The following is a 17,990-nucleotide window of genomic DNA, read 5'->3' as shown; positions in this document are numbered from 1 at the left end:
ACAGACATTGGGTGACAAGCCTTATTATAATAAGACTAAGAAATGGAAGCGTTGAATTGCGTTCCGTATTTGGGCACCTGGGACGCGAGGAGCTAGTGGTGCAACCGGCCTTTCCGACTATGCGCGATAGTTGGAACGGTCTTTCTTTTTCACCGAATAAGGAAAAACGTGGTGGGGGAAGGGTGTTTGTATGCGTTCCGAAGGAAAAGTCGTACTAGAGGTGGAGAAGCTTTTAGCTTATTTAGGCGTTGATTATAACAAATGGATCACGTTTAACAATCGTTACGACTCGGCATCCCAGATCGAAACGTTGCAATTATCCAAAGCGGTTCTTCCTCCACAAACGAAAGCGGCGAATTGATCGTCCTCCACGAATAATTGTTAATGGCAGGCATGTATAGAGCCCTCCTCCTTATTTCTGCCGGGGGAGGGCTTTTTTCGTGTTTGTCTTTTTATTCGTTATGGGAAAAATTGTTGCAAATCCGGCGCAACGTTATTCCCGTCCCGCTCGTATATGAAGATAGGAGGAACGACGCATAACCGATCGATGAGAGGGAGCGTGAGAAATCAGCATGATCGAGCTGTACTGGTTTTGCTTTATTGCCGGGGCCGTAACCGCCGTTGCGTTTGTATTGATCGACAATGTGGCGGGAGGATGGATTGACGGTTTGCTGGATTTCCTTCCCGACTTCTTAAACCCGACTTCGGTAATGAGCGGCATTGTCGTATTCGGAGGCGCAGGCATTCTTCTTACGCAATACAGCTCGCTCCAATCCGTACTTGTTGCGGCGCTTTCCCTTCTTTCGGCAGTTTTTGTTTCGATTGTGTTGTTTTTCTTCTACGTAAAGCCGATGAGCGAGGCGGAAAGCTCGATAGCTTATTCCATCACGGAGCTCCCCGGAAAAATCGGCGAGGTCACGATTCCGATTCCTAAGCAAGGGTACGGAGAGGCAGCGTTTACGTTCGGGCACGGCAACGTATATGCGATTGCCGAGAGCGCGGAGCAAACCGAGCTTTCGGCCGGAGAAAAGGTGCTGGCCATCGACGTGAAGGATCAAGTCGTTAGAGTGTGCAGATGGACGGAATCGATGTAACTACATATTAAGGAGGCGAAGTGTAACAATGATTGAAGCTTACTTGACGGTACCTGTGGTCATTGTCGGCGTTATTATTTTGCTTGGTTTGGCATTTTGGGCAAGATACAAAACAGTAAGCCCGGATGAGGCGATGGTCGTCACCGGCTCGATGCTCGGCAGCAAAAATACGCTAACCGACGAATCGGGGAGAAAAATTAAAATCGTCCGCGGCGGAGGCGCTTTTATTTGGCCGGTCTTCCAGAAAGCCCAATTTTTATCTTTGCTTTCTCACAAGCTGGACGTCTCGACGCCGGAGGTTTACACCGAGCAGGGGGTGCCCGTTCTCGCGGACGGCGTCGCCATTATTAAAATCGGCGGCTCCGTTGAGGATGTCGCTACGGCGGCGGAGCAATTCATGGGCAAGCCGACGGAAGCTTTGAAATCGGAAGCGCAGGAAGTTCTGGAAGGCCATCTTCGGGCGATTCTGGGGACGATGACGGTGGAAGAGGTTTACCGGAATCGCGATAAGTTTGCGCAAGAGGTGCAAGGCGTCGCCGCCAGAGACTTGAAGAAGATGGGCTTGCAAATCGTGTCGTTCACCATTAAAGACGTTCGCGATAAGCACGGCTATTTGGATGCTCTCGGTAAGCCGCGGATTGCGGCGGTCAAACGGGACGCGGACATCGCCGAAGCCGAAGCGATTCGCGACGCCCGGATTCAGAAGGCTCGCGCGGACGAAGAGGGTATGAAAGCCGAGCTTTTGAGAGATACGAACGTCGCGGAAGCGGCGAAAGAGAAGGAATTGAAGGTTGCTTCCTTCAAACGCGATCAAGATATGGCCAAGGCGGAAGCGGATCAAGCGTATCATATCCAAGAAGCGAGATCGAAGCAGCACGTCATCGAGGAGCAAATGAAGGTCGAGCTCGTCCGCAAGGAACGGGAAATCGATATCGAGGAGAAGGAAATTTTGCGCCGCGAAAAGCAGTATGACGCGGAAGTCAAGAAGAAGGCGGATGCCGACCGGTACGCGATCGAGCAATCGGCCGAGGCGGAAAAGAGCCGCACTATTCGCGAGGCGGAGGCGCAGCAGTACCGCATCGAGGCGGAGGCGAAGGCGCTTGCGGAACAGAAGCGGCTTGAAGGTTTGGCGGTAGCGGACGCCGAGCGGGCGAAAGGTACGGCCGAAGCGGAAGTGATCCGGCTTCGGGGCTTGGCGGAGGCGGAAGCGAAGGAGAAGCTCGCCGAGGCGTTCGCGAAGTTCGGCGAAGCGGCGGTGCTCGATATTATCGTCAAGATGCTGCCGGAATTGGCGGGCAAGGTGGCAGCGCCGATCAGCGCAATCGATAAGCTGACGGTGGTCGACACCGGCCACGGCGAAGGTGCGGCCAGAGTCAGCAATTATGTAACGTCGTTGATGGCGACCGCTCCGGAAATGCTGAAGAACGTGTCGGGCATCGATGTCGAGCAGCTCATTCACGGATTGACGGCGCGCGCGCCGAAGCGGGAGCCGGCACCTTTCATCGAAGCCGATCCGCTGGTTGCTGCGGCCAGCGAGAAGAATAGCGAAGAATAGAAGAAAAAACGGCTTGCGGGCTGCTACATTCGCAGCAGCCCCAGCCGCATTTATATTCGAAACGTATATTTCCGCAAAAACATGACATGCTAACAATGCTGCTTATTTAAGTGCCCGACCGCCGAAAATAAAACGGTATTCCCAATGCGTTCCGGCGATTTTACTGATTTTTACGCCGCCGGCCCCGTACGTGTGAAGAATTTTGCCGTTACCGATATAGATGCCTACATGCGTGATGCGCTGATTGTACTTGTTAATTCCGGAGTAAGCCGATTTGCTTGTCCCTCTGTAAGACATAAAGAACATGAGATCGCCCTTACTCAAATTTCTCCAGTTCGTGTGCGTGTCCCCGATCCGCTTCACATAGGCCGCTTGGGATCTGGAGTCGCTCGGCAGCGTGATTCGGGCTCCGTCCTTGAACGCTTGACGAGTAAAGTCGGAGCAGTCGAACGTCCGTGTGTTGTAACGGCTGGAACCGAATTCGTACGGAGTTCCTAAATATTTCAAACCGGCATTGATAACTTTTTGCGCGGTTGTCGTATAAGAAACGGCGGCAGAGGCTTGTCCGTTATAAGGCACGGCAAAGCCGGCGCCTGCAATGACGGACGAAGCCAACATTACGGCAATAGTCTTTTTGATATTCAATTGAACTTCCTCCTTTTATTCGCCTGCGAGGTTAGTTGTCGGGTTCGGATTGAGGATACAACCCTACGCCATTTAGCGATTCACCCCGAATAGCTCGCCACAATAAAGAGGCGCGGCTATGAGAAAAGTCCCCCGCACTTCAATGGTTTTGTTTTGAAGTTTCGGCCTACTAAAACCCTAACACAGCTTCTTACAGCAGATAAATATTTAATTACTGGTACCGATGTCTACATATGGCAATAGGTTGGGGATGTTTGGATAAAAAGAAGCCGCTTACATTTACCGTAAGCGGCTTTCCTATTGAGATATCCGTAATTCTATACTTGCTCTTCCACACGGTCATATTTTCGTAACAAATCGCTTAGCGCTTCCCGAAGAAGGATCGATTCCTTCTTTTTCAGCTTGTCGGATAACGATTTTAATCGGCGTACAAGGCTGGAAGGGTAGTAGCAGGATTTCATTACCATTTCTTCGTTGGGCGGAAGAGCGACTTGATTGCGCCCGTTTTCTTTCGCGGATCCTAACGCTGCATCGGCCGTTCGAAAAAGAGACGGCGCATCCTTCGCATCGCGGGGATATTGTGCGACGCCTGCGGTAATTGTAATTTCAAACGGGCGCTCGGCATGAGCTTGGAACTGCGCCTGGACGGCGGCAAGAGACTTCCGGAACTCCTCCATCTGGAGAAACGCTTGCTCCAAGCTGCTCCCCGATAGCAAGACGGCGAATTCGTCGCCGGACACACGGTAGGCTTGTTTCGGGAACGCTTCGTTAAGAAGCTTAGCAAAAGTGGCGAGCACATGGTCGCCGGTTTCATGATCGTAGTTGTCGTTAATCTCCATGAAGTGATCCACGTCAATCAATGCCAGAGCGACTCCATCCTCCCTGGAAATCGCAGCCGCCGAGTCGATCTCGAGCTGCTCCCGCGTCGGCAAATGGGTCAGCGAGTCGTTGCGATGTTTTACGTTCATGTAATTATCACTTCTTATATATAATGATATATATAAAATAACTTATGATAAAAATGTAATGCCTTTTCCATAGTTTGTCAATCTATTTTCTTGAACTCACATTATTTCTGCAAAAACATACACATAGAAGTAGGCGATTACCTTATGAGAGGATGTTTTTGCAATGGAGATATATGTAAGGCCGGGCGATACGCTGTGGAACTACAGCCAATGGTTCCGGATTCCGTTTCAGTTAGTGCTGGACTCCAATCCGGACCTGGCCGACGGGAGGCTGAACGTCGGGGACCGCGTTCAAATCCCCGGCTATTTGCGCGCCAACTATACGATACGCGCCGGCGACACCTTCTGGAGCATTGCCAAAGCGCGAGGGGTTCCGGTGGAAGCGCTGCTAAGCATGAACCCGAACGTCGAGCCGCAAAACTTGCAAGCCGGCGTTGTCATCCGCGTGCCGCTTCGGGTCACATGGAGGGTGGCGGCGGGCAATCGGCGGTACAACACGGCGGCGCTAAGCGAGGATACGGCCCGGTTGATTGAGGTGTATCCTTTTTTAAGAAGAAGAGAGATCGGTAGAAGCGTGATGGGCAAGCCGATTCACGAGCTTCGGATTGGGGGCGGAGCCAAAAGGGTGCACATCAACGCCTCTTTTCATGCCAACGAATGGATAACGACTCCGGTCCTCGTTACGTTCATCAACGATTATTTGCTCGCTTTGACGAACGGAATGCCGATTCGTGGCTTGAATGTCGCTCCGTACTATGCAAGCGCCACGCTGTCCACGGTGCCTATGGTCAATCCGGACGGCGTCGATCTTGTCGTTAACGGCTTGCCCGCACAGGAGCCTTATCGGGAAAGCGTGCTGGAAATGAACGGGGGAAGCCGCGATTTTTCGGGCTGGAAGGCGAACATTCGAGGAGTCGATCTCAACAATCAATTTCCGGCAAGATGGGAGGACGAAGCGGCAAGAGGAGAAAAGAAGCCGGGCCCGAGAGATTATTCCGGAACGGCGCCCCTAACGGAGCCGGAAGCGATCGCTATGGCGGAGTTGACGAGGCAGAGCGATTTTGCCCGTGTGCTTGCGCTTCATACGCAAGGAAGGGTCATTTACTGGGGGTATGAAAATATGGAGCCGCCCGCCGCCCGAACGATGGCCGCAGAGTTCGCGCGGGTCAGCGGCTACGTGCCGGAGCGGACCGTGGAAAGCTGGGCCGGCTATAAGGATTGGTTTATTCAAGAGTGGAGACGCCCCGGATTCACCATTGAAATGGGGCAGGGGCAAAATCCGCTTCCGCTTAGTCAATTCAATGAAATTTATCAGCAGGGATTGGGAATTTTTTTGGCCAGCTTGTACTTATAGCTCTGCAAGCCCGGATTAAACGTCCAAATTGCGGCTTCCCGTCTTTTCTTTCAAGACTTGCTCCACCTTATTCAAATGATTCGCCATGGCCGCGGCGGCGAGCGTTTCGTCGCCCGATTCGATCGCGTCGACGATCGAGGCATGCTCCGCAAGCAGCCGTTCCGCCGATTCGCGCTCCGCATAAAACCATAGCGCCCGAGTGTCCTTCATACTTTCCTGCAGCAGATGAGACAAGGAAGCCATCATCTCTACGAGAGCCGGATTGTTGGTCGCCTCCGCAATCCGGCTGTGGAGCTCAATGTCCGCCTGTACGCAAAACGCCTCATCGTTCAAACGGCTTTCCGTCTCTTTCAAATTCGCGCGCATGGCCGCCAGGTCCTCCGCCGTCCGATGCTTCGCGGCGAGCGATGCACAGCCGGTCTCAAGCACCTTGCGCACCTCCACGATATGGCGGAGCGATTCGGCTCTGGCGGTCCAGTCTTCTTTAGTAAACGACGCGTCATCCCCCGCCGGCTCCGCCAGGACGTACGTTCCCCCGCCTTGCCTGATATCGATGAGCCCTTTCGCCTTCAGCGCGCTGAGCGCTTCGCGGACGGTCGACCGGCCCACGCCGTATTGAACCGCCAGATCGACGACGGAAGGAAGCTTGTCTCCCGGCTTGTAACGGCCCTCGGAAATATGACCGATTAATTCCTTCGATACCCATTCGTACCCTTTTAACGGCCGCTGCGGCATTCTGCATAACACTCCCTTACATCGAAAAAAGAAAGCTTCGATATCGTTATCGAGATCATACAATAATCCAGCGCAAAAGTCATCTGATGACCTGATTAATGTATTCACCAATCCGGAGGCGTATGATACAATAACCGATAATAACGATGAGTCATCTGATGACCTGATTAATTCATAATTTTGGAGAAAAGAGTGATGTACCCGATGCTTTCGAACGAGGTGAAGCAAGAGCTGATCGCCATTGTCGGCGAGAACTGGGTGAAGGACGACCCTCAGTCGCTTGTGACGCATTCCTATGACGGAACTCCGATGCTTCAATCGATGCCGGACGCGGTCGTTTATCCGGAAAACACGCAGCAGGTGTCCGACGTGATGAAGGTGCTGCAACGCAGCCGCATTCCGCTCGTCAGCCGCGGCTCCGGAACGAACCTGTGCGGCGGCACCGTCCCGGTTCAAGGCGGCGTCGTGATGGTGATGCACCGGATGAACCGGATTCTCGAGGTCGATCTGGAAAACTTGACGGCGACCGTTCAGCCGGGACTCAACACGAAGCAGTTTATTACGCATGTGGAAGGGCTCGGCTTGTTTTACCCGCCGGACCCGAGCAGCATGACGATCTCGACGATCGGCGGAAACATCGCCGAATGCTCGGGCGGCTTGCGCGGCTTGAAATACGGCACGACGAAGGATTATGTGCTTGGCTTGGAGGCCGTCTTGGCGAACGGCGAAATAATACGCACCGGCGGCAAGCTGACGAAAGACGTCGCGGGCTACGATTTGACGAAGCTGCTGGTCGGCTCGGAAGGGACGCTTGCGGTGATTACGGAAGCGACGTTAAAGCTGATTCCGCCGCCGAAGTATAAGAAGACGATGCTGGCGATGTACAAGGACATCTACGGCGCGGCGCGGACCGTTTCGAAAATTATCGAAAGCCGCATTATTCCGGCGACGCTCGAAATCATGGACAATCCGACGATCCGCGTCGTCGACGATTTTGCCAAGCTGGGCTTGCCGCTGGATATGGCCGCAATTTTGCTGATCGAGCAGGACGGAGATATGGAGTCTGTGGAGCGGGATATCGCGGTGATCGAGTCGATATGCCGGGGAGAGCAGGCAGCTCGGGTGCAGGTCGCCGAGACGGCGGAAGAGGCGCTGAAGCTGCTGACGGCGCGGCGGAGCGCCTTCACCGCATTGGCCAGATTAAGGCCGACGACGATTCTGGAGGACGCGACCGTACCTCGCTCGAAGATTGCCGATATGGTGCTCGAAATTAACCGAATCGCCGAGAAGCACCGGGTGCAAATTTGCACGTTCGGGCACGCGGGCGACGGCAACCTGCACCCGACGGCAACGACCGATGCGCGCGATCCGGACGAGATTCACCGGGTGGAGGAGGCGTTCGCCGAAATATTCGAGGCCGCCATTAAGCTTGGCGGAACGATTACCGGAGAGCACGGCGTCGGATTGGTGAAGGCGCCTTACCTGGAGTGGAAGGTCGGTCCCGCGGGGATCGAGGTTATGAAAGCGATCAAGCATGCGTTCGACCCGGACAACATCCTGAATCCGGGGAAAGTGTTCGCTAAAGCGGCAAGGAAAAGAGTGGTGATCGAGCGTGGCTAATGCAAACTCGTGGATTCAGACGAATGCCGAGCCCGGATCCGGCGCCGCCGGCGGCGCTGCCGCATGCAGCCCGATGGCTGCAGGGCTCAAGCTGTCGCTCGATTACGATCAGCTGACGAATTGCATGCGCTGCGGCTTTTGCTTGCCGGCGTGTCCGACGTTCCGGGAAACCGGCATCGAGGCGGAGTCGCCGCGCGGCCGCATCGCGCTCATGAAGGCGGTGGCGGACGGCTTGATGGATCCGGACCGCGCTTTCGAGGAGCAGATGAACCACTGTTTGGGCTGCCGCGCCTGCGAGCCGGTTTGTCCGGCCGACGTGAAGTACGGCCAGTTGATCGAGCAAGCGCGCGATGCGATTGAGGATCATACGGACAGCCACCGTTGGTGGGTGAAGCTTGCCCGCAAGGCTGCGTTTCAAGGCGTATTTCCTTACCAGAAGCGGGTTCGCCTCGTGGGCGGAGCGCTCCGCTTTTATCAGCGCTCGGGATTGCGCAGCCTTGCCCGACGCACCGGTATGATGAAGCTGTTTCCAGAGCATCTAAGGGATATGGAGCGGATTTTGCCGGAAGCCTCCTATGAGGGCGTCGTCGAGAGGATCGGCTCCCGGCACAGGGCGGTCGGCGAAAAAATCGGAACGGTCGGCTTGTTCCGCGGCTGCATCATGGATGTGCTGTTTACCGAAACGAATATGAATACGGTTCGTCTGCTGACGGAAGCGGGGTACGACGTCGTCATCCCCGAATCGCAAAATTGCTGCGGCGCGCTGCATGCGCACAGCGGCGAGAAGGCGCAAGCGGCGGAGCTGGCGAAGCGGAACATTCGCGCCTTCCGGGAAGCGGGTGTCGACTATATCGCCTCCAATGCCGGCGGCTGCGGCGCGCTGCTCGTGGAATACGATCATCTGCTTCACGACGACCCGCAGTGGGCGGAGGCCGCGAAATGGTTCGCAACGAGGACGGCGGACGTCAGCAAGCTGCTGGCGGAAAGCGGCAGGTTCCCCGCTGTGATCGGCGAGGGGACGGAAGACGGTGGCAAGGTGCGCATTACGTACCAAGATTCGTGCCATTTGCGGAACGTCATGCGCAGCTCCGACGCTCCGAGAAATTTAATGCGGAGAGTCGCGGGAGCTGAGTTTTGCGAGCTGCACGAAGCTGACCGGTGCTGCGGCTCGGCCGGCATTTACAACATCACCCAGCCCGAGATGGCCGGACAAATTTTGGAGCATAAGATGGAGAACGTCAAACGGACAGAAGCTCACGTACTGCTGACGAGCAATCCGGGCTGCCTGCTGCAGATGAAGCACGGCATCGAAAAGCACGGCATGTCCGGGCAAATGCGGGCGCTGCATGTAGTGGATTTTCTTTATGAGCGAATGACGGAGCATAAATAGGTTGCTAGGTGATAAGGGGAGGAGCCTCGTTGATTTCGGGGTTCCTTTTTTTATAATTGATAAAATGTTGAGTGCCCCCCGCCTTACGTGATACGATTTTGTAGACTTGGATGAAAGAGGCATTTTTTCTGTATAAAAGGAGACGCATATGACTACGAACGGGATACCGAACGAGTTTAAGAGGAAGCTGTTTTCAGAGGTTCGCAAGCAGGTCGTCGGCCAGGAGGAAGCGCTGCTGCTGATTACGGCCGCGCTGCTCGCCCAAGGGCATGTATTGCTGGAGGATGTGCCGGGAACGGGTAAAACGACGATGGCCAAAGCGCTTTCCCAAGCGTTTCAGGCGGAATTCAGCCGCGTGCAGGCGACGCCGGATTTATTGCCGCAAGATTTGCTCGGCGCCATGATCTATCGTCCGCAGACGGGCGAATTCGAGCTGCGCAAAGGCCCGATCTTCACTCAATTTTTATTGTTCGACGAAATTAACCGGGCAACGCCGCGCACCGCATCGGCGCTGCTTGAGGCGATGGCCGAGGGTCAAGTCAGCATCGACGGCCGCACGGAATCGCTGCCGGCACCGTTCTTTGTCATTGCTACGCAAAATCCGATCGAATCGCAAGGGGTGTTTCCGCTGCCCGAGGCGCAGCTGGACCGTTTTTTAGTAAAAGTGAGTCTCGGCTTTCCGTCGCTTGAGGAGGAGGCCGGCATTTTGCGCCGGTTTCGGTCGGGGGAGCGTCCGGAGCAGCCGCAGCCGGTCATTTCGCCGGAGCAGCTTCGGGAAATGCGGCAGCTTTGCAGATCGGTCCGCGTATCGAAGGACGTGGAAACCTATTTGCTGGAGCTCGTCCGGAAAACGAGGGAACCGAAAGCGTTCCTTACCGGGGCAAGTCCGCGGGCGGCGTTGGCGCTGCTGGCGCTTTCGCAATCGCTCGCATGGCTTGACGGCCGCGATTTCGTAACGCCCGACGACATTAAGCGCGGCGTCGTTCCCGTGCTGTCCCATCGCGTGCAGCTGCCGCCCGAGCGCCGCGCCAAGGGCGAGACCGAAACGTCGGCGCTTCAGGATTTGCTTGGGCAAATTCCGGTCCCCGTCGAGCTTCAGTCTTCCTCGCATTAATGGTCGGCGCCATGTGGGGGATTTTATGGCTGGTCATGGTGGCTGCGATCGTATCGATATGGGCCGCCCCGCGGTATTGGGAGCGCCATGTGTATCCGCGGATTCGGGTGGAGGCGGAAGCGCTCGACGGCTTGGCTGAAGTGGACGATGCGGTCGTCTTTCGCTGCCGTCTGATCAATCCGACGAGACTCCCGTGCCCGCGGGTGCAGCTCTCTTGGGCTTTGCCGGAACAGCTTCGGGGCGATGCGGAGGGGCGGGAAGGCGGAGGGACGGTCAGCATCGTCACCTATTTAATGCCGCGGCAGCAGGCGGAGGCGACCTTTACCGTGTATGCCGCGCGGCGCGGGGTGGCCGATTGGAAGGAAGCGTATTTGGTGTTTACCGATGCGCTCGGGTTATGGAAGCATTTTCGAACGGTGTATGTGGAAGCCCGGACCATCGTGCGTCCGAAGCGGGGACAGCCGCTGGAGGTTGCCGGACGATTCACCGAATTGCTTGGAGACATCCGGACAAAGCGGTATTACAATGAGGATCCGAGCTTGTTCACCGGCGTCCGGCCGTATATAGCCGGCGATCCGCTTCGGCAAATTTCATGGTATGCGACGGCGAGAAGCAATACCGGGTGGAGCGGCGGCGGTTTGAGCGGGTTGATGGTGAAGCAGTTCGGCTATACGACCGCGTCCAAAGCGTTGATATTGTTTAATGGTCAAGTTGCCGAGCCGTATTGGAAAGTGATGAGCGGGGACCGTCTCGACACGATGTGCCGGCGATTCGTGCAGGTGGCCGAGAAGCTGGCGGAGAACGGCGCCACGGTCGGCATGCTGACCAATTTATATGACGGCGTTTCGCTTTCTTATTACGAGCCGCCCTCCTCCGCGTCTTACCAAATGGAACGTCTTGCGAATCGGATGGGCTCGATCTCGCGGCATCCGATGTCGTCCTTTGCGGATTTGATTCACTCTGCCGCGAAGGTCGCGGCGATGGGGGATACGGTGGTCGTTTTGACCTCGTATTGGGATGAGGACGGCATTCGCGCATTGTACGAGCTGCACCGGAAATTGAAGCAAGTGTTCGTGTATAACTTGTATTGGGACGATTCGGCGCCGCCGCTGTATGGGATTCCTTCGACGGTTGAGCGCTTCCTGCCTGAGTCTGCGCCGGATGATTCGATACCCGGTCCCGTAAAGGAGGCGGCGGTATGAGGCTTGAAAAGCGTCAGCTATGGTTCGGCGCGCTGGAGGGCTTTGTGGCTCTGGCTTGGATCGTGCTGCTGTCGGGACTCGTTGAGCGGGTTGAGGAGCTGATGTTCCTTTTGGCCGTACCGTTGCTGTTGGCGGTCGGGGCTGCTGCAGTGTATGCGGCACATCGGCTCGGACTCGTCAAGTGGTCTGCCGCCGCGGGAGCTTTGCCGCTCGCAATCGGCGCCGTCTGGATCATTTCCCGCCTGGGGGGAACGGCGTTTCTGACTTGGTTTCCGCTCATCGGGTTCGTGTTCGTATTGCGTTTCGGGTCGATCGTTTCCGGGGATGCGAGGGCGGAAGAGCGGTTTCGCGTCTTTTTTCTTCAGGAGTCCGTTGTGTTCCCGATGTATTCCGTTATTTGCTTTCATTACGCATTCAAGCACGGGGTTGTGTCGCCTGCAGTGCTGGCCGCGGCCGTTGCCGCTTATTTTGCGATTCGCTTCTATGTTCTCGTGCAGGTGCAGCGGACTTACCGCGGGGACCGGTTGATCGGGGCCAGGACGGCGCTGCCGGTCATTATTTGTACGGCGGGCCTGTTAGTCGTTGTGGCGGCGCTTCCTTATGCGTTTTTGCTGCTTGGGTGGATGAGCGCCCCGCTGCTGTATGTGCTTTCGCCGCTGTTCGAATGGCTTCGCGAGCGTGCGGCTGAGCTGGAGCTGACGCTGCCTTCGGCGGGGGAGGAGCTTTCGGAGCTTGACCCCGAACGGTTGCAGGGGATGGAGCCAACTGCAGCCGCTGCGGCCGTTCCGAATTGGGTTTGGGCGATTGCGCTGCTGGCGGCGCTGGCTGCCGTTATGGCGTTCGTGCACCGCAAGCGAAATCGCCGCGCCGAACCGATTCGTTCCGCGGCGCAGGTGCGGATCAGCAGAAGCAAGTGGTCGGAAAACAGCTCGTTGAGCTATGTGCGCACCGATTCCGCCGTACGCAGGCTGTATCAGCAAATGCTGCGTTGGTACGAGAAGAAAGGTCATCCGATTTTGCCGAGTGAAACCGCGAAGGAGTATGCGGCACGCCTTCGCGCCGAGGGGCGGGTATCCGCGGCGTCCGGAGATGAGATGCGGGCGCTGTCCGATTGCTACGAGCGGGTTCGCTATGGAGGCGACGGCGTCAAGGAGGGGCATGAGCTCGAGCCCGAGCCGTTGAAGCTCCGGGCGCAGCAGGCGCTGGAGCGGATCCGCACTTTGGAGAAGTAGCGCTAGGAGCATGGCTGGCTGCATGCCCGGTTTCGGACTGCGTATAGATCAGTTGAAGAAGGCGAGCCTGGGCCGATGCAACGGAACGTTGTTCCGTTGCACGCTGCCGCACCGCATGACCGACCACCGCGAACGGAACTTTATTCCGAAGCAGCAACAGCCCTTAACGTACCAAGCTTGATTTTGCCTCAAACAAATGGAGAAGCTCCCATTGCTCGCCACACCAAGCCCTTTGCAACGGATAACAAAGTACCGCTGCTCGAGCGGCATGCTTCCCCAAACACGATGTTGGAAACAATAGGAGAAGAATATTGTTCCTATACAATCGGGATAAGGGAGGTAAACGAAACACGTGCGGGAAAGAGGAATACACAGCTTCTTCAAGTTTGGAATCGTCGGAGCGCTGAATACAGGCGTGGACATCGCCGTGTTTGCGGCGCTGACAGCCGCAGGAGCCGCACCAATACTTGCACAGGTCGGATCGTACGCCTGCGGCTTCGTGAACAGCTTCGCGTGGAACAAGCGCTGGACATTCCGCTCCTCGCAAGCGGAAGCAGCGAAAAACAAAGGCGAGGGCGCCCGGTTTCTCGTCGTAAACCTGGTTTCCCTCGCCGCGGCATCCGCAATGCTGGAGCTGCTGTACACTCACTCGCCTCTCCCTCTCTTAACCTGCAAACTATTCGCAACCGGAGTCAGCCTTGTTCTAAACTACATAGGAAGCCGGTATTGGGTATTTCCCCAAACAGCCCATTAACCCGGCTCGTTCATGAAATGCTCTCCGATCACCCGATACATCTGTTCTGCGGACCGGGTATCGCTTCGCCAACCCGGCCGACAACCGCCGGATCGGCGATCGTTACCATAGAATCCTTGTTGATACTGGAAAAGCTCTGCATCCGGTAAATCGATATTGGATCGGGTTGAACCCGGGAACAACCGGCGGCAATCGCCAGCGCAGCAAGTAAAACGAAAGCGAACAGGAACATCCGTCTCGTTCTCACTCCCCCTGATCCTCCCCCGGATGCCGAACCGGACACGGCTCGACCCACAATCCGCCGGGATCGCCGGTGCTGTCGCCGCAGCAGCCGTTCCATTGCCCGCAGTTAAAGCATTTCCATTTGGCGAACCACCATTTCATCGTAAATCCGCATACGGGGCAATGAGGCACGACCTCCGCCCTTCTCGGCTCCGTCATCCGATGACCTCCTCAAATTCTGCCGATACTCTCTAGCATTTATACATGATTCTAACAAAATTTCCGCCTGATCTAAAGTGACGATGGGGACAATACACCGCCGTAAATAAGGCCCGGATTGAAACTTTTTCCTCCGAAAAACAGTCTTAATAGTAACAAAAAAGGAAACGGATGATGCGCGGTGAAGAAGCTTTTCATTCCGGCAATGCTATGGATCATCGTAGCGTTGCTGGCTGCTGCTTGCAGGAACGCCGAACGTACGGATCACATCATCGCTGAGGCCCGGATCGACTATGACCATAACGGCAGCGAAGAAACGCTCCGTGTCCAGATGGTGTCAGGAGAATGGAAGGAAGAGAAGGAGCCGGGAGCCTATACCGGCGTCTATTGGGAAGGCGAATTCTCCTTGGAGCTGCTCGATCAAGCCGGCAAGGTGCTGCATACACTCGATTTGAACGATTCCTTCGGTGGCGGACCTCTATTATTTTCCCAAAGCCGCAGCTTTCAAATCGCTTTCGAAGATTACAATGACGACGGTCATCCGGATTTCGCTATCGGGCAGCGCTTTTCCTCGAACGGGTCCGTTTATAACATTTACTCGCTTCAGCCCGAAGGGATCGCCGTCATTCACAAGGATTTGCTGACAGCCGAACAAGAATACTCCATACGCTATGAAAAGGTCGGACCCGCCGTCTTCAAAAACCGCTACTACGACATGGAAAAAGGGGATTACGTGGAAACGCTCTACACGTGGCAGGGCGGAGGATTCGTCAGGACGGAGTGCGAGGGCTGCGGGTTGTCGCCCGGCGCCACGGATAAGCCAACGCCCACGGACGGGACGAATTTCCGCCTCCAACTAAAAGCGGAAAAAACCGCCGACGGGTTCAATGTGGCGCACTCGGACACGGATGGGTTTTATGTGATGCAAACGCTGGCCTCCCCTGCGACCGAGGGGGTATCGTACGCGGTGCATATCGTTAGAACGCATACCGAAGGCGAGCAAGGCATTCACTATCGCAAGGACGCGGTAATCGTCAACCCCGAAACGGAGGAGGTTCGCGCTTTCCCTTTGTACGACGTGACAGTGGGCGATATGTACGGAATCGATTCGGTCGGCGGAGCGTACGGATTTTTAAAAGACGGCCAGCTGCTGTTCGTGTCGGCCGTTACCGACGAGAGCCGGGAGGGCGGTTATTATTACCGGGTGGAGAAGCTGAATATCGTCACCGGGGAAAAGGAGGTCGTATTCTCTGAAATTCCGGATGCGAAGACGGATGATCATTTTGCGCCGGGTTGGATGAACGAAGAGAAAAATATGCTGGTCCTGAACAGCTACCGGGAAGGCCGACTATGGGCATTCGATCTGACCACAAGTGAAATCGTCCGACCGAAGCAGTCGTTCAGCCACTCTTGGCCGTTCTATCTGACGGTTCCGTCTCCCGACGGGGAACGGTTCTGGTATTCCGACTACACGAAAAGCGAGTACCGTCTCCACGATCAAACGGGGCTCCTCGTTGCTTCCGTTCCGTTCAGCAAAGGGTATGCGAAGTACCCGGCCTTCTTATGGAGTCCGGACAGCCGATACGCCGCCCTCCAAGATACGAGAGACCAAAGCGGGGACCACATTGTCGAACACGGTCCCGAAATCGACGATTTCGCCCCTCAGCGAATCCGATTCTACGATCGCGAGGGAAAGCCGGTACGCACGATCCAAACCGCGCAAGGGTCCGGCCGTTATATCGAGCTTGCCGGTTGGCTTGAAGCGGAGAACGGCGTCGTCCTGCTGCATGAATATGAACTGGAACGCAAGCCGGAGTCCGACCCTGTTATAATCAATTCGAGTTATTCGTTGCTGCACCTCGCATCGGGGGGCAAGAAAGAGCTGCGAATCGAACCGGATGCCGCCCGTTTGCAGGAGCCGGTACCTGCCCGCATCGGCCAAACGTTCGACGCCGCGCGGCGGGGCTTATATTGGGTCGATCCCAAGCAGCTGCTTATAACGCTAGCGGCAGAGAACGGGATGTGGCTGTCCGAGCCGGGCCAAAGCAGGTACGCCTGGGTGACGAACCTTTACGGACCGGAGCCGGGTGTCTATCGCGAGATCGATTTGACGACGGGGAAGCGAAGCGAGAAACCGATCGGAAGCGGCCTCAACGACGCAATTCTCGCAGGATCCGATTGGCTCGTATGGGGAGATATGAACTATACGCGCGTGAAATAATAAAAAACGGGTCCTCTGTTAAGAGGCCCGTTCCGTATTGTACCGTATGGAGTTCATGATGATTCCGAAAGAGGCGCGCAATTCTTCAAGCTCTTCTTCGGACAATTCCTGAAGTCTCTCAATGATTTCGTGAGCGGCTTCCTTGCCGAACAATTCGTTAACTTCCCGAGTGTCTAACATAATCCGATCCCTCCGCTTTGCTTCAATATTGAAAAACGTTCGATCGCCAAAGGGAGGTTCGTGTCGATTTCCTCTTGCCTTCGGCAGCTGGCTGACATAGGCGTGAGCCTTTAGTCCCTATAGCTTTGCGTCCCTGGCTTTCACTAGGTTTGCCGTTATCGAGCGAGAATTCTTTATTATGATAACATATTTTTAAGGGTATTGGCGAGATATAATATGACTTGAGACACATAACTAAAGGAGCAGCACGTTTTGAAATATTCGAAAGAACCAGTGAACATATCGGAAATCGTGAAAAGCATGGCGGCCGAGGCGCCGGAGCGCGGAATAACAGTCGGGGAGATGATCGAACGGCTCGGCGAGGAGGGCATGCTGGTCGCGGTGATCGTATTAACGTTTCCGTTTCTGCTGCCGGTATCGATTCCCGGCACGAGCACGCCGTTCGGTACGCTCATCATCATCATCTGCATCAGCCTGATGACGCGAGGTCCGCTGCGGCTGCCACGGCGTCTCGGTTCCATTCGCATCCGCCAAAAACACATGCGGGCCATCGCGGACCGTGCCGCCGCCGTGCTGATGCGCATGGAGCGCTGGTCCAAGCCGAGGCTGCTTCCGCTGACCTCTACTTCCGCACTTATAAACGCGCATATGATCGCCGTCATCGTCAATTCGATCTGCATGATGCTGCCGCTTCCGCTGCCGTTTTCGAACACGATTCCCGCTTACGGCATCGTATTTTCCGTTCTCGGTCTTCTCCGAAGAGACGGCGCGTTGATCGTCGGCGGTTATGTGATGCTGGGCGTCATTTTATCTTATTTTGCCGCCGTATATGTGCTTGGAGCGTTCGGTGTGAAATACATATATTGAACTTTAACGGAGGCGGCGATGTTCACCCGGCCCGGCTGAACCGGCGTTCCGGCGCTTTCCGCAAGCAGGGCGGCCTGGTATGGAATCGGCCCGGTGCTTACAGGCAGCTCCTGAACGTACACCGGCCCGCCGGCGAGCGATCCGCCAAGCGCTCTCGCGATGGCCTCCGCTTTGCTTGCGGCGTTGCCCACGGCTATGGCCAACGCCTGATTATAGTAAGCTTCCGGACGCGACACGGTAAACCGGATGCTCGATACGGTGTTGGCGCCGTTTGCGACCGCCGTGTCGACGACCGCTCCGGTCATCTCGGCGCGGTTCACCTCGACCCGGAGCAGATGCGTTACTTGATAGCCTATAAAGATCTGCTCCCCGTCTTCGAACTTATACTTTATCTCGATATTGTACGCATACGTTTGAATATGCTCCTTCGGAATGCCTAATCGCTGCAAGGAAGCGATCACGCCGGAAACGGCGGCGGCATTGTCCCGCTGAGCGGCGCTTAAGGCGACGTTATTCGTGACGGTCCCCAGGATTGCGACCGATCGATCCGGCGCCGCGGCGGACGTCCCTTCCCCGTTCACTTCCATGATGCGGTATGCGGCATACTCCATGCGGCAA

Annotated in this window: 20 protein-coding genes and 3 riboswitches; of the genes, 13 read left to right on the top strand and 7 right to left on the bottom strand. The window is 55.9% G+C overall.

Annotation, left to right across the window (positions count from 1 at the left end; all coding sequences use genetic code 11):
* The first annotated feature begins 35 nt into the window (after nucleotides 1-35).
* Nucleotides 36-118, top strand: a riboswitch (cyclic di-GMP riboswitch).
* 72 nt (nucleotides 119-190) lie between these two features.
* From PT964_RS15675 to PT964_RS15665, 3 genes are all read left to right on the top strand, one after another.
* Nucleotides 191-361, top strand: a complete 171-nt coding sequence (locus tag PT964_RS15675) for a hypothetical protein (protein ID WP_274364303.1) — start codon at nucleotides 191-193, stop codon at nucleotides 359-361.
* Between the two features lie 211 nt (nucleotides 362-572).
* A complete protein-coding gene (locus tag PT964_RS15670; protein WP_274364302.1) occupies nucleotides 573-1,094 on the top strand; it encodes an NfeD family membrane protein in 522 nt (173 codons plus the stop codon).
* Nucleotides 1,095-1,122: 28 nt separating this feature from the next.
* Complete coding sequence (locus tag PT964_RS15665) at nucleotides 1,123-2,649, top strand: flotillin family protein (RefSeq protein WP_274364301.1); 1,527 nt, start codon at nucleotides 1,123-1,125, stop codon at nucleotides 2,647-2,649.
* A gap of 102 nt (nucleotides 2,650-2,751) precedes the next feature.
* On the opposite strand, the gene PT964_RS15660 is transcribed toward PT964_RS15665, so the two are convergent.
* Together PT964_RS15660 and PT964_RS15655 are read right to left on the bottom strand one after the other, a co-directional pair.
* On the bottom strand, nucleotides 2,752-3,294 hold the full coding sequence (locus PT964_RS15660) for a C40 family peptidase (protein WP_425262746.1): 543 nt from the start codon (nucleotides 3,292-3,294) through the stop codon (nucleotides 2,752-2,754).
* Nucleotides 3,295-3,298: 4 nt separating this feature from the next.
* Nucleotides 3,299-3,471, bottom strand: a riboswitch (cyclic di-AMP (ydaO/yuaA leader).
* A gap of 140 nt (nucleotides 3,472-3,611) precedes the next feature.
* Entirely contained in the window at nucleotides 3,612-4,262 is a 651-nt protein-coding gene (locus PT964_RS15655; protein ID WP_274364300.1) for a GGDEF domain-containing protein, read from the bottom strand.
* A 163-nt stretch (nucleotides 4,263-4,425) separates the two neighbouring features.
* On the opposite strand from PT964_RS15655, the gene PT964_RS15650 reads away from it, so the two are divergent.
* Entirely contained in the window at nucleotides 4,426-5,616 is a 1,191-nt protein-coding gene (locus PT964_RS15650; RefSeq protein ID WP_274364299.1) for a M14 family metallopeptidase, read from the top strand.
* A 15-nt stretch (nucleotides 5,617-5,631) separates the two neighbouring features.
* Here PT964_RS15650 and PT964_RS15645 read toward each other — a convergent pair whose 3' ends face one another.
* Nucleotides 5,632-6,351, bottom strand: a complete 720-nt coding sequence (locus PT964_RS15645) for a FadR/GntR family transcriptional regulator (protein ID WP_274364298.1) — start codon at nucleotides 6,349-6,351, stop codon at nucleotides 5,632-5,634.
* A gap of 204 nt (nucleotides 6,352-6,555) precedes the next feature.
* Between PT964_RS15645 and PT964_RS15640 the strand changes: the two genes are divergently transcribed.
* From PT964_RS15640 to PT964_RS15610, 7 genes are all read left to right on the top strand, one after another.
* Nucleotides 6,556-7,971, top strand: a complete 1,416-nt coding sequence (locus tag PT964_RS15640; protein ID WP_274364327.1) for an FAD-linked oxidase C-terminal domain-containing protein — start codon at nucleotides 6,556-6,558, stop codon at nucleotides 7,969-7,971.
* Entirely contained in the window at nucleotides 7,964-9,361 is a 1,398-nt protein-coding gene (locus PT964_RS15635) for a (Fe-S)-binding protein (protein ID WP_425262744.1), read from the top strand. Before PT964_RS15640 ends, PT964_RS15635 begins: the two co-directional genes overlap by 8 nt.
* A gap of 148 nt (nucleotides 9,362-9,509) precedes the next feature.
* On the top strand, nucleotides 9,510-10,475 hold the full coding sequence (locus tag PT964_RS15630) for an AAA family ATPase (protein WP_274364297.1): 966 nt from the start codon (nucleotides 9,510-9,512) through the stop codon (nucleotides 10,473-10,475).
* An 11-nt stretch (nucleotides 10,476-10,486) separates the two neighbouring features.
* Entirely contained in the window at nucleotides 10,487-11,677 is a 1,191-nt protein-coding gene (locus PT964_RS15625; protein ID WP_274364296.1) for a DUF58 domain-containing protein, read from the top strand.
* Nucleotides 11,674-12,909 (top strand): DUF4129 domain-containing protein, encoded by a 1,236-nt coding sequence (locus PT964_RS15620; protein ID WP_274364295.1) that lies wholly within the window; start codon nucleotides 11,674-11,676, stop codon nucleotides 12,907-12,909. Before PT964_RS15625 ends, PT964_RS15620 begins: the two co-directional genes overlap by 4 nt.
* A 22-nt stretch (nucleotides 12,910-12,931) precedes the next feature.
* Nucleotides 12,932-13,090 carry a hypothetical protein gene (locus tag PT964_RS15615; protein WP_274364294.1) on the top strand — a complete coding sequence of 53 codons (159 nt, stop codon included), beginning with the start codon at nucleotides 12,932-12,934 and terminating at the stop codon, nucleotides 13,088-13,090.
* A 171-nt stretch (nucleotides 13,091-13,261) separates the two neighbouring features.
* Nucleotides 13,262-13,663 carry a GtrA family protein gene (locus PT964_RS15610; RefSeq protein WP_274364293.1) on the top strand — a complete coding sequence of 134 codons (402 nt, stop codon included), beginning with the start codon at nucleotides 13,262-13,264 and terminating at the stop codon, nucleotides 13,661-13,663.
* 28 nt (nucleotides 13,664-13,691) lie between these two features.
* Here the strand turns inward: PT964_RS15610 and PT964_RS15605 are convergent, their stop codons facing one another.
* Together PT964_RS15605 and PT964_RS15600 are read right to left on the bottom strand one after the other, a co-directional pair.
* The gene (locus PT964_RS15605) at nucleotides 13,692-13,910 is read right to left on the bottom strand and encodes a hypothetical protein (protein WP_274364292.1); all 219 of its coding nucleotides are present in this window, start codon (nucleotides 13,908-13,910) and stop codon (nucleotides 13,692-13,694) included.
* Nucleotides 13,907-14,104: a hypothetical protein gene (locus tag PT964_RS15600; RefSeq protein ID WP_274364291.1), complete on the bottom strand. Its 198-nt coding sequence runs from the start codon at nucleotides 14,102-14,104 to the stop codon at nucleotides 13,907-13,909. The genes PT964_RS15605 and PT964_RS15600 overlap by 4 nt, the downstream gene beginning before the upstream one ends.
* Before the next feature lie 181 nt (nucleotides 14,105-14,285).
* On the opposite strand from PT964_RS15600, the gene PT964_RS15595 reads away from it, so the two are divergent.
* Nucleotides 14,286-16,325, top strand: a complete 2,040-nt coding sequence (locus tag PT964_RS15595) for a hypothetical protein (RefSeq protein WP_274364290.1) — start codon at nucleotides 14,286-14,288, stop codon at nucleotides 16,323-16,325.
* An 18-nt stretch (nucleotides 16,326-16,343) separates the two neighbouring features.
* Here PT964_RS15595 and PT964_RS15590 read toward each other — a convergent pair whose 3' ends face one another.
* Nucleotides 16,344-16,505: a hypothetical protein gene (locus tag PT964_RS15590; protein ID WP_274364289.1), complete on the bottom strand. Its 162-nt coding sequence runs from the start codon at nucleotides 16,503-16,505 to the stop codon at nucleotides 16,344-16,346.
* 79 nt (nucleotides 16,506-16,584) lie between these two features.
* A riboswitch (cyclic di-GMP riboswitch) is annotated at nucleotides 16,585-16,669 on the bottom strand.
* 88 nt (nucleotides 16,670-16,757) lie between these two features.
* Between PT964_RS15590 and PT964_RS15585 the strand changes: the two genes are divergently transcribed.
* Nucleotides 16,758-17,372 carry an exopolysaccharide biosynthesis protein gene (locus PT964_RS15585; RefSeq protein WP_274364288.1) on the top strand — a complete coding sequence of 205 codons (615 nt, stop codon included), beginning with the start codon at nucleotides 16,758-16,760 and terminating at the stop codon, nucleotides 17,370-17,372.
* Here PT964_RS15585 and PT964_RS15580 read toward each other — a convergent pair.
* Complete coding sequence (locus PT964_RS15580) at nucleotides 17,318-17,983, bottom strand: SIMPL domain-containing protein (RefSeq protein WP_274364287.1); 666 nt, start codon at nucleotides 17,981-17,983, stop codon at nucleotides 17,318-17,320. The two genes, PT964_RS15585 and PT964_RS15580, sit on opposite strands and share 55 nt — an antisense overlap.
* Between the last annotated feature and the right edge of the window lie 7 nt (nucleotides 17,984-17,990).

The sequence above is a fragment of the Paenibacillus thermotolerans genome (genome assembly GCF_028745515.1).
GTDB classification, from domain to species: Bacteria; Bacillota; Bacilli; order Paenibacillales; family YIM-B00363; genus Paenibacillus_AE; species Paenibacillus_AE thermotolerans.
Note: the sequence above shows the minus strand (reverse complement) of the source record. Positions and strands in the feature narration are given on the sequence as shown.

Coding starts and splice junctions, on each gene's coding strand:
- PT964_RS15675 (WP_274364303.1), top strand. CDS start 191: ATGCGTTCCGAAGGAAAAGTCGTACTAGAGGTGGAGAAGCTTTTAGCT.
- PT964_RS15670 (WP_274364302.1), top strand. CDS start 573: ATGATCGAGCTGTACTGGTTTTGCTTTATTGCCGGGGCCGTAACCGCC.
- PT964_RS15665 (WP_274364301.1), top strand. CDS start 1,123: ATGATTGAAGCTTACTTGACGGTACCTGTGGTCATTGTCGGCGTTATT.
- PT964_RS15655 (WP_274364300.1), bottom strand. CDS start 4,262: ATGAACGTAAAACATCGCAACGACTCGCTGACCCATTTGCCGACGCGG.
- PT964_RS15650 (WP_274364299.1), top strand. CDS start 4,426: ATGGAGATATATGTAAGGCCGGGCGATACGCTGTGGAACTACAGCCAA.
- PT964_RS15645 (WP_274364298.1), bottom strand. CDS start 6,351: ATGCCGCAGCGGCCGTTAAAAGGGTACGAATGGGTATCGAAGGAATTA.
- PT964_RS15640 (WP_274364327.1), top strand. CDS start 6,556: ATGCTTTCGAACGAGGTGAAGCAAGAGCTGATCGCCATTGTCGGCGAG.
- PT964_RS15630 (WP_274364297.1), top strand. CDS start 9,510: ATGACTACGAACGGGATACCGAACGAGTTTAAGAGGAAGCTGTTTTCA.
- PT964_RS15625 (WP_274364296.1), top strand. CDS start 10,487: ATGTGGGGGATTTTATGGCTGGTCATGGTGGCTGCGATCGTATCGATA.
- PT964_RS15620 (WP_274364295.1), top strand. CDS start 11,674: ATGAGGCTTGAAAAGCGTCAGCTATGGTTCGGCGCGCTGGAGGGCTTT.
- PT964_RS15615 (WP_274364294.1), top strand. CDS start 12,932: ATGCCCGGTTTCGGACTGCGTATAGATCAGTTGAAGAAGGCGAGCCTG.
- PT964_RS15600 (WP_274364291.1), bottom strand. CDS start 14,104: ATGACGGAGCCGAGAAGGGCGGAGGTCGTGCCTCATTGCCCCGTATGC.
- PT964_RS15590 (WP_274364289.1), bottom strand. CDS start 16,505: ATGTTAGACACTCGGGAAGTTAACGAATTGTTCGGCAAGGAAGCCGCT.
- PT964_RS15580 (WP_274364287.1), bottom strand. CDS start 17,983: ATGGAGTATGCCGCATACCGCATCATGGAAGTGAACGGGGAAGGGACG.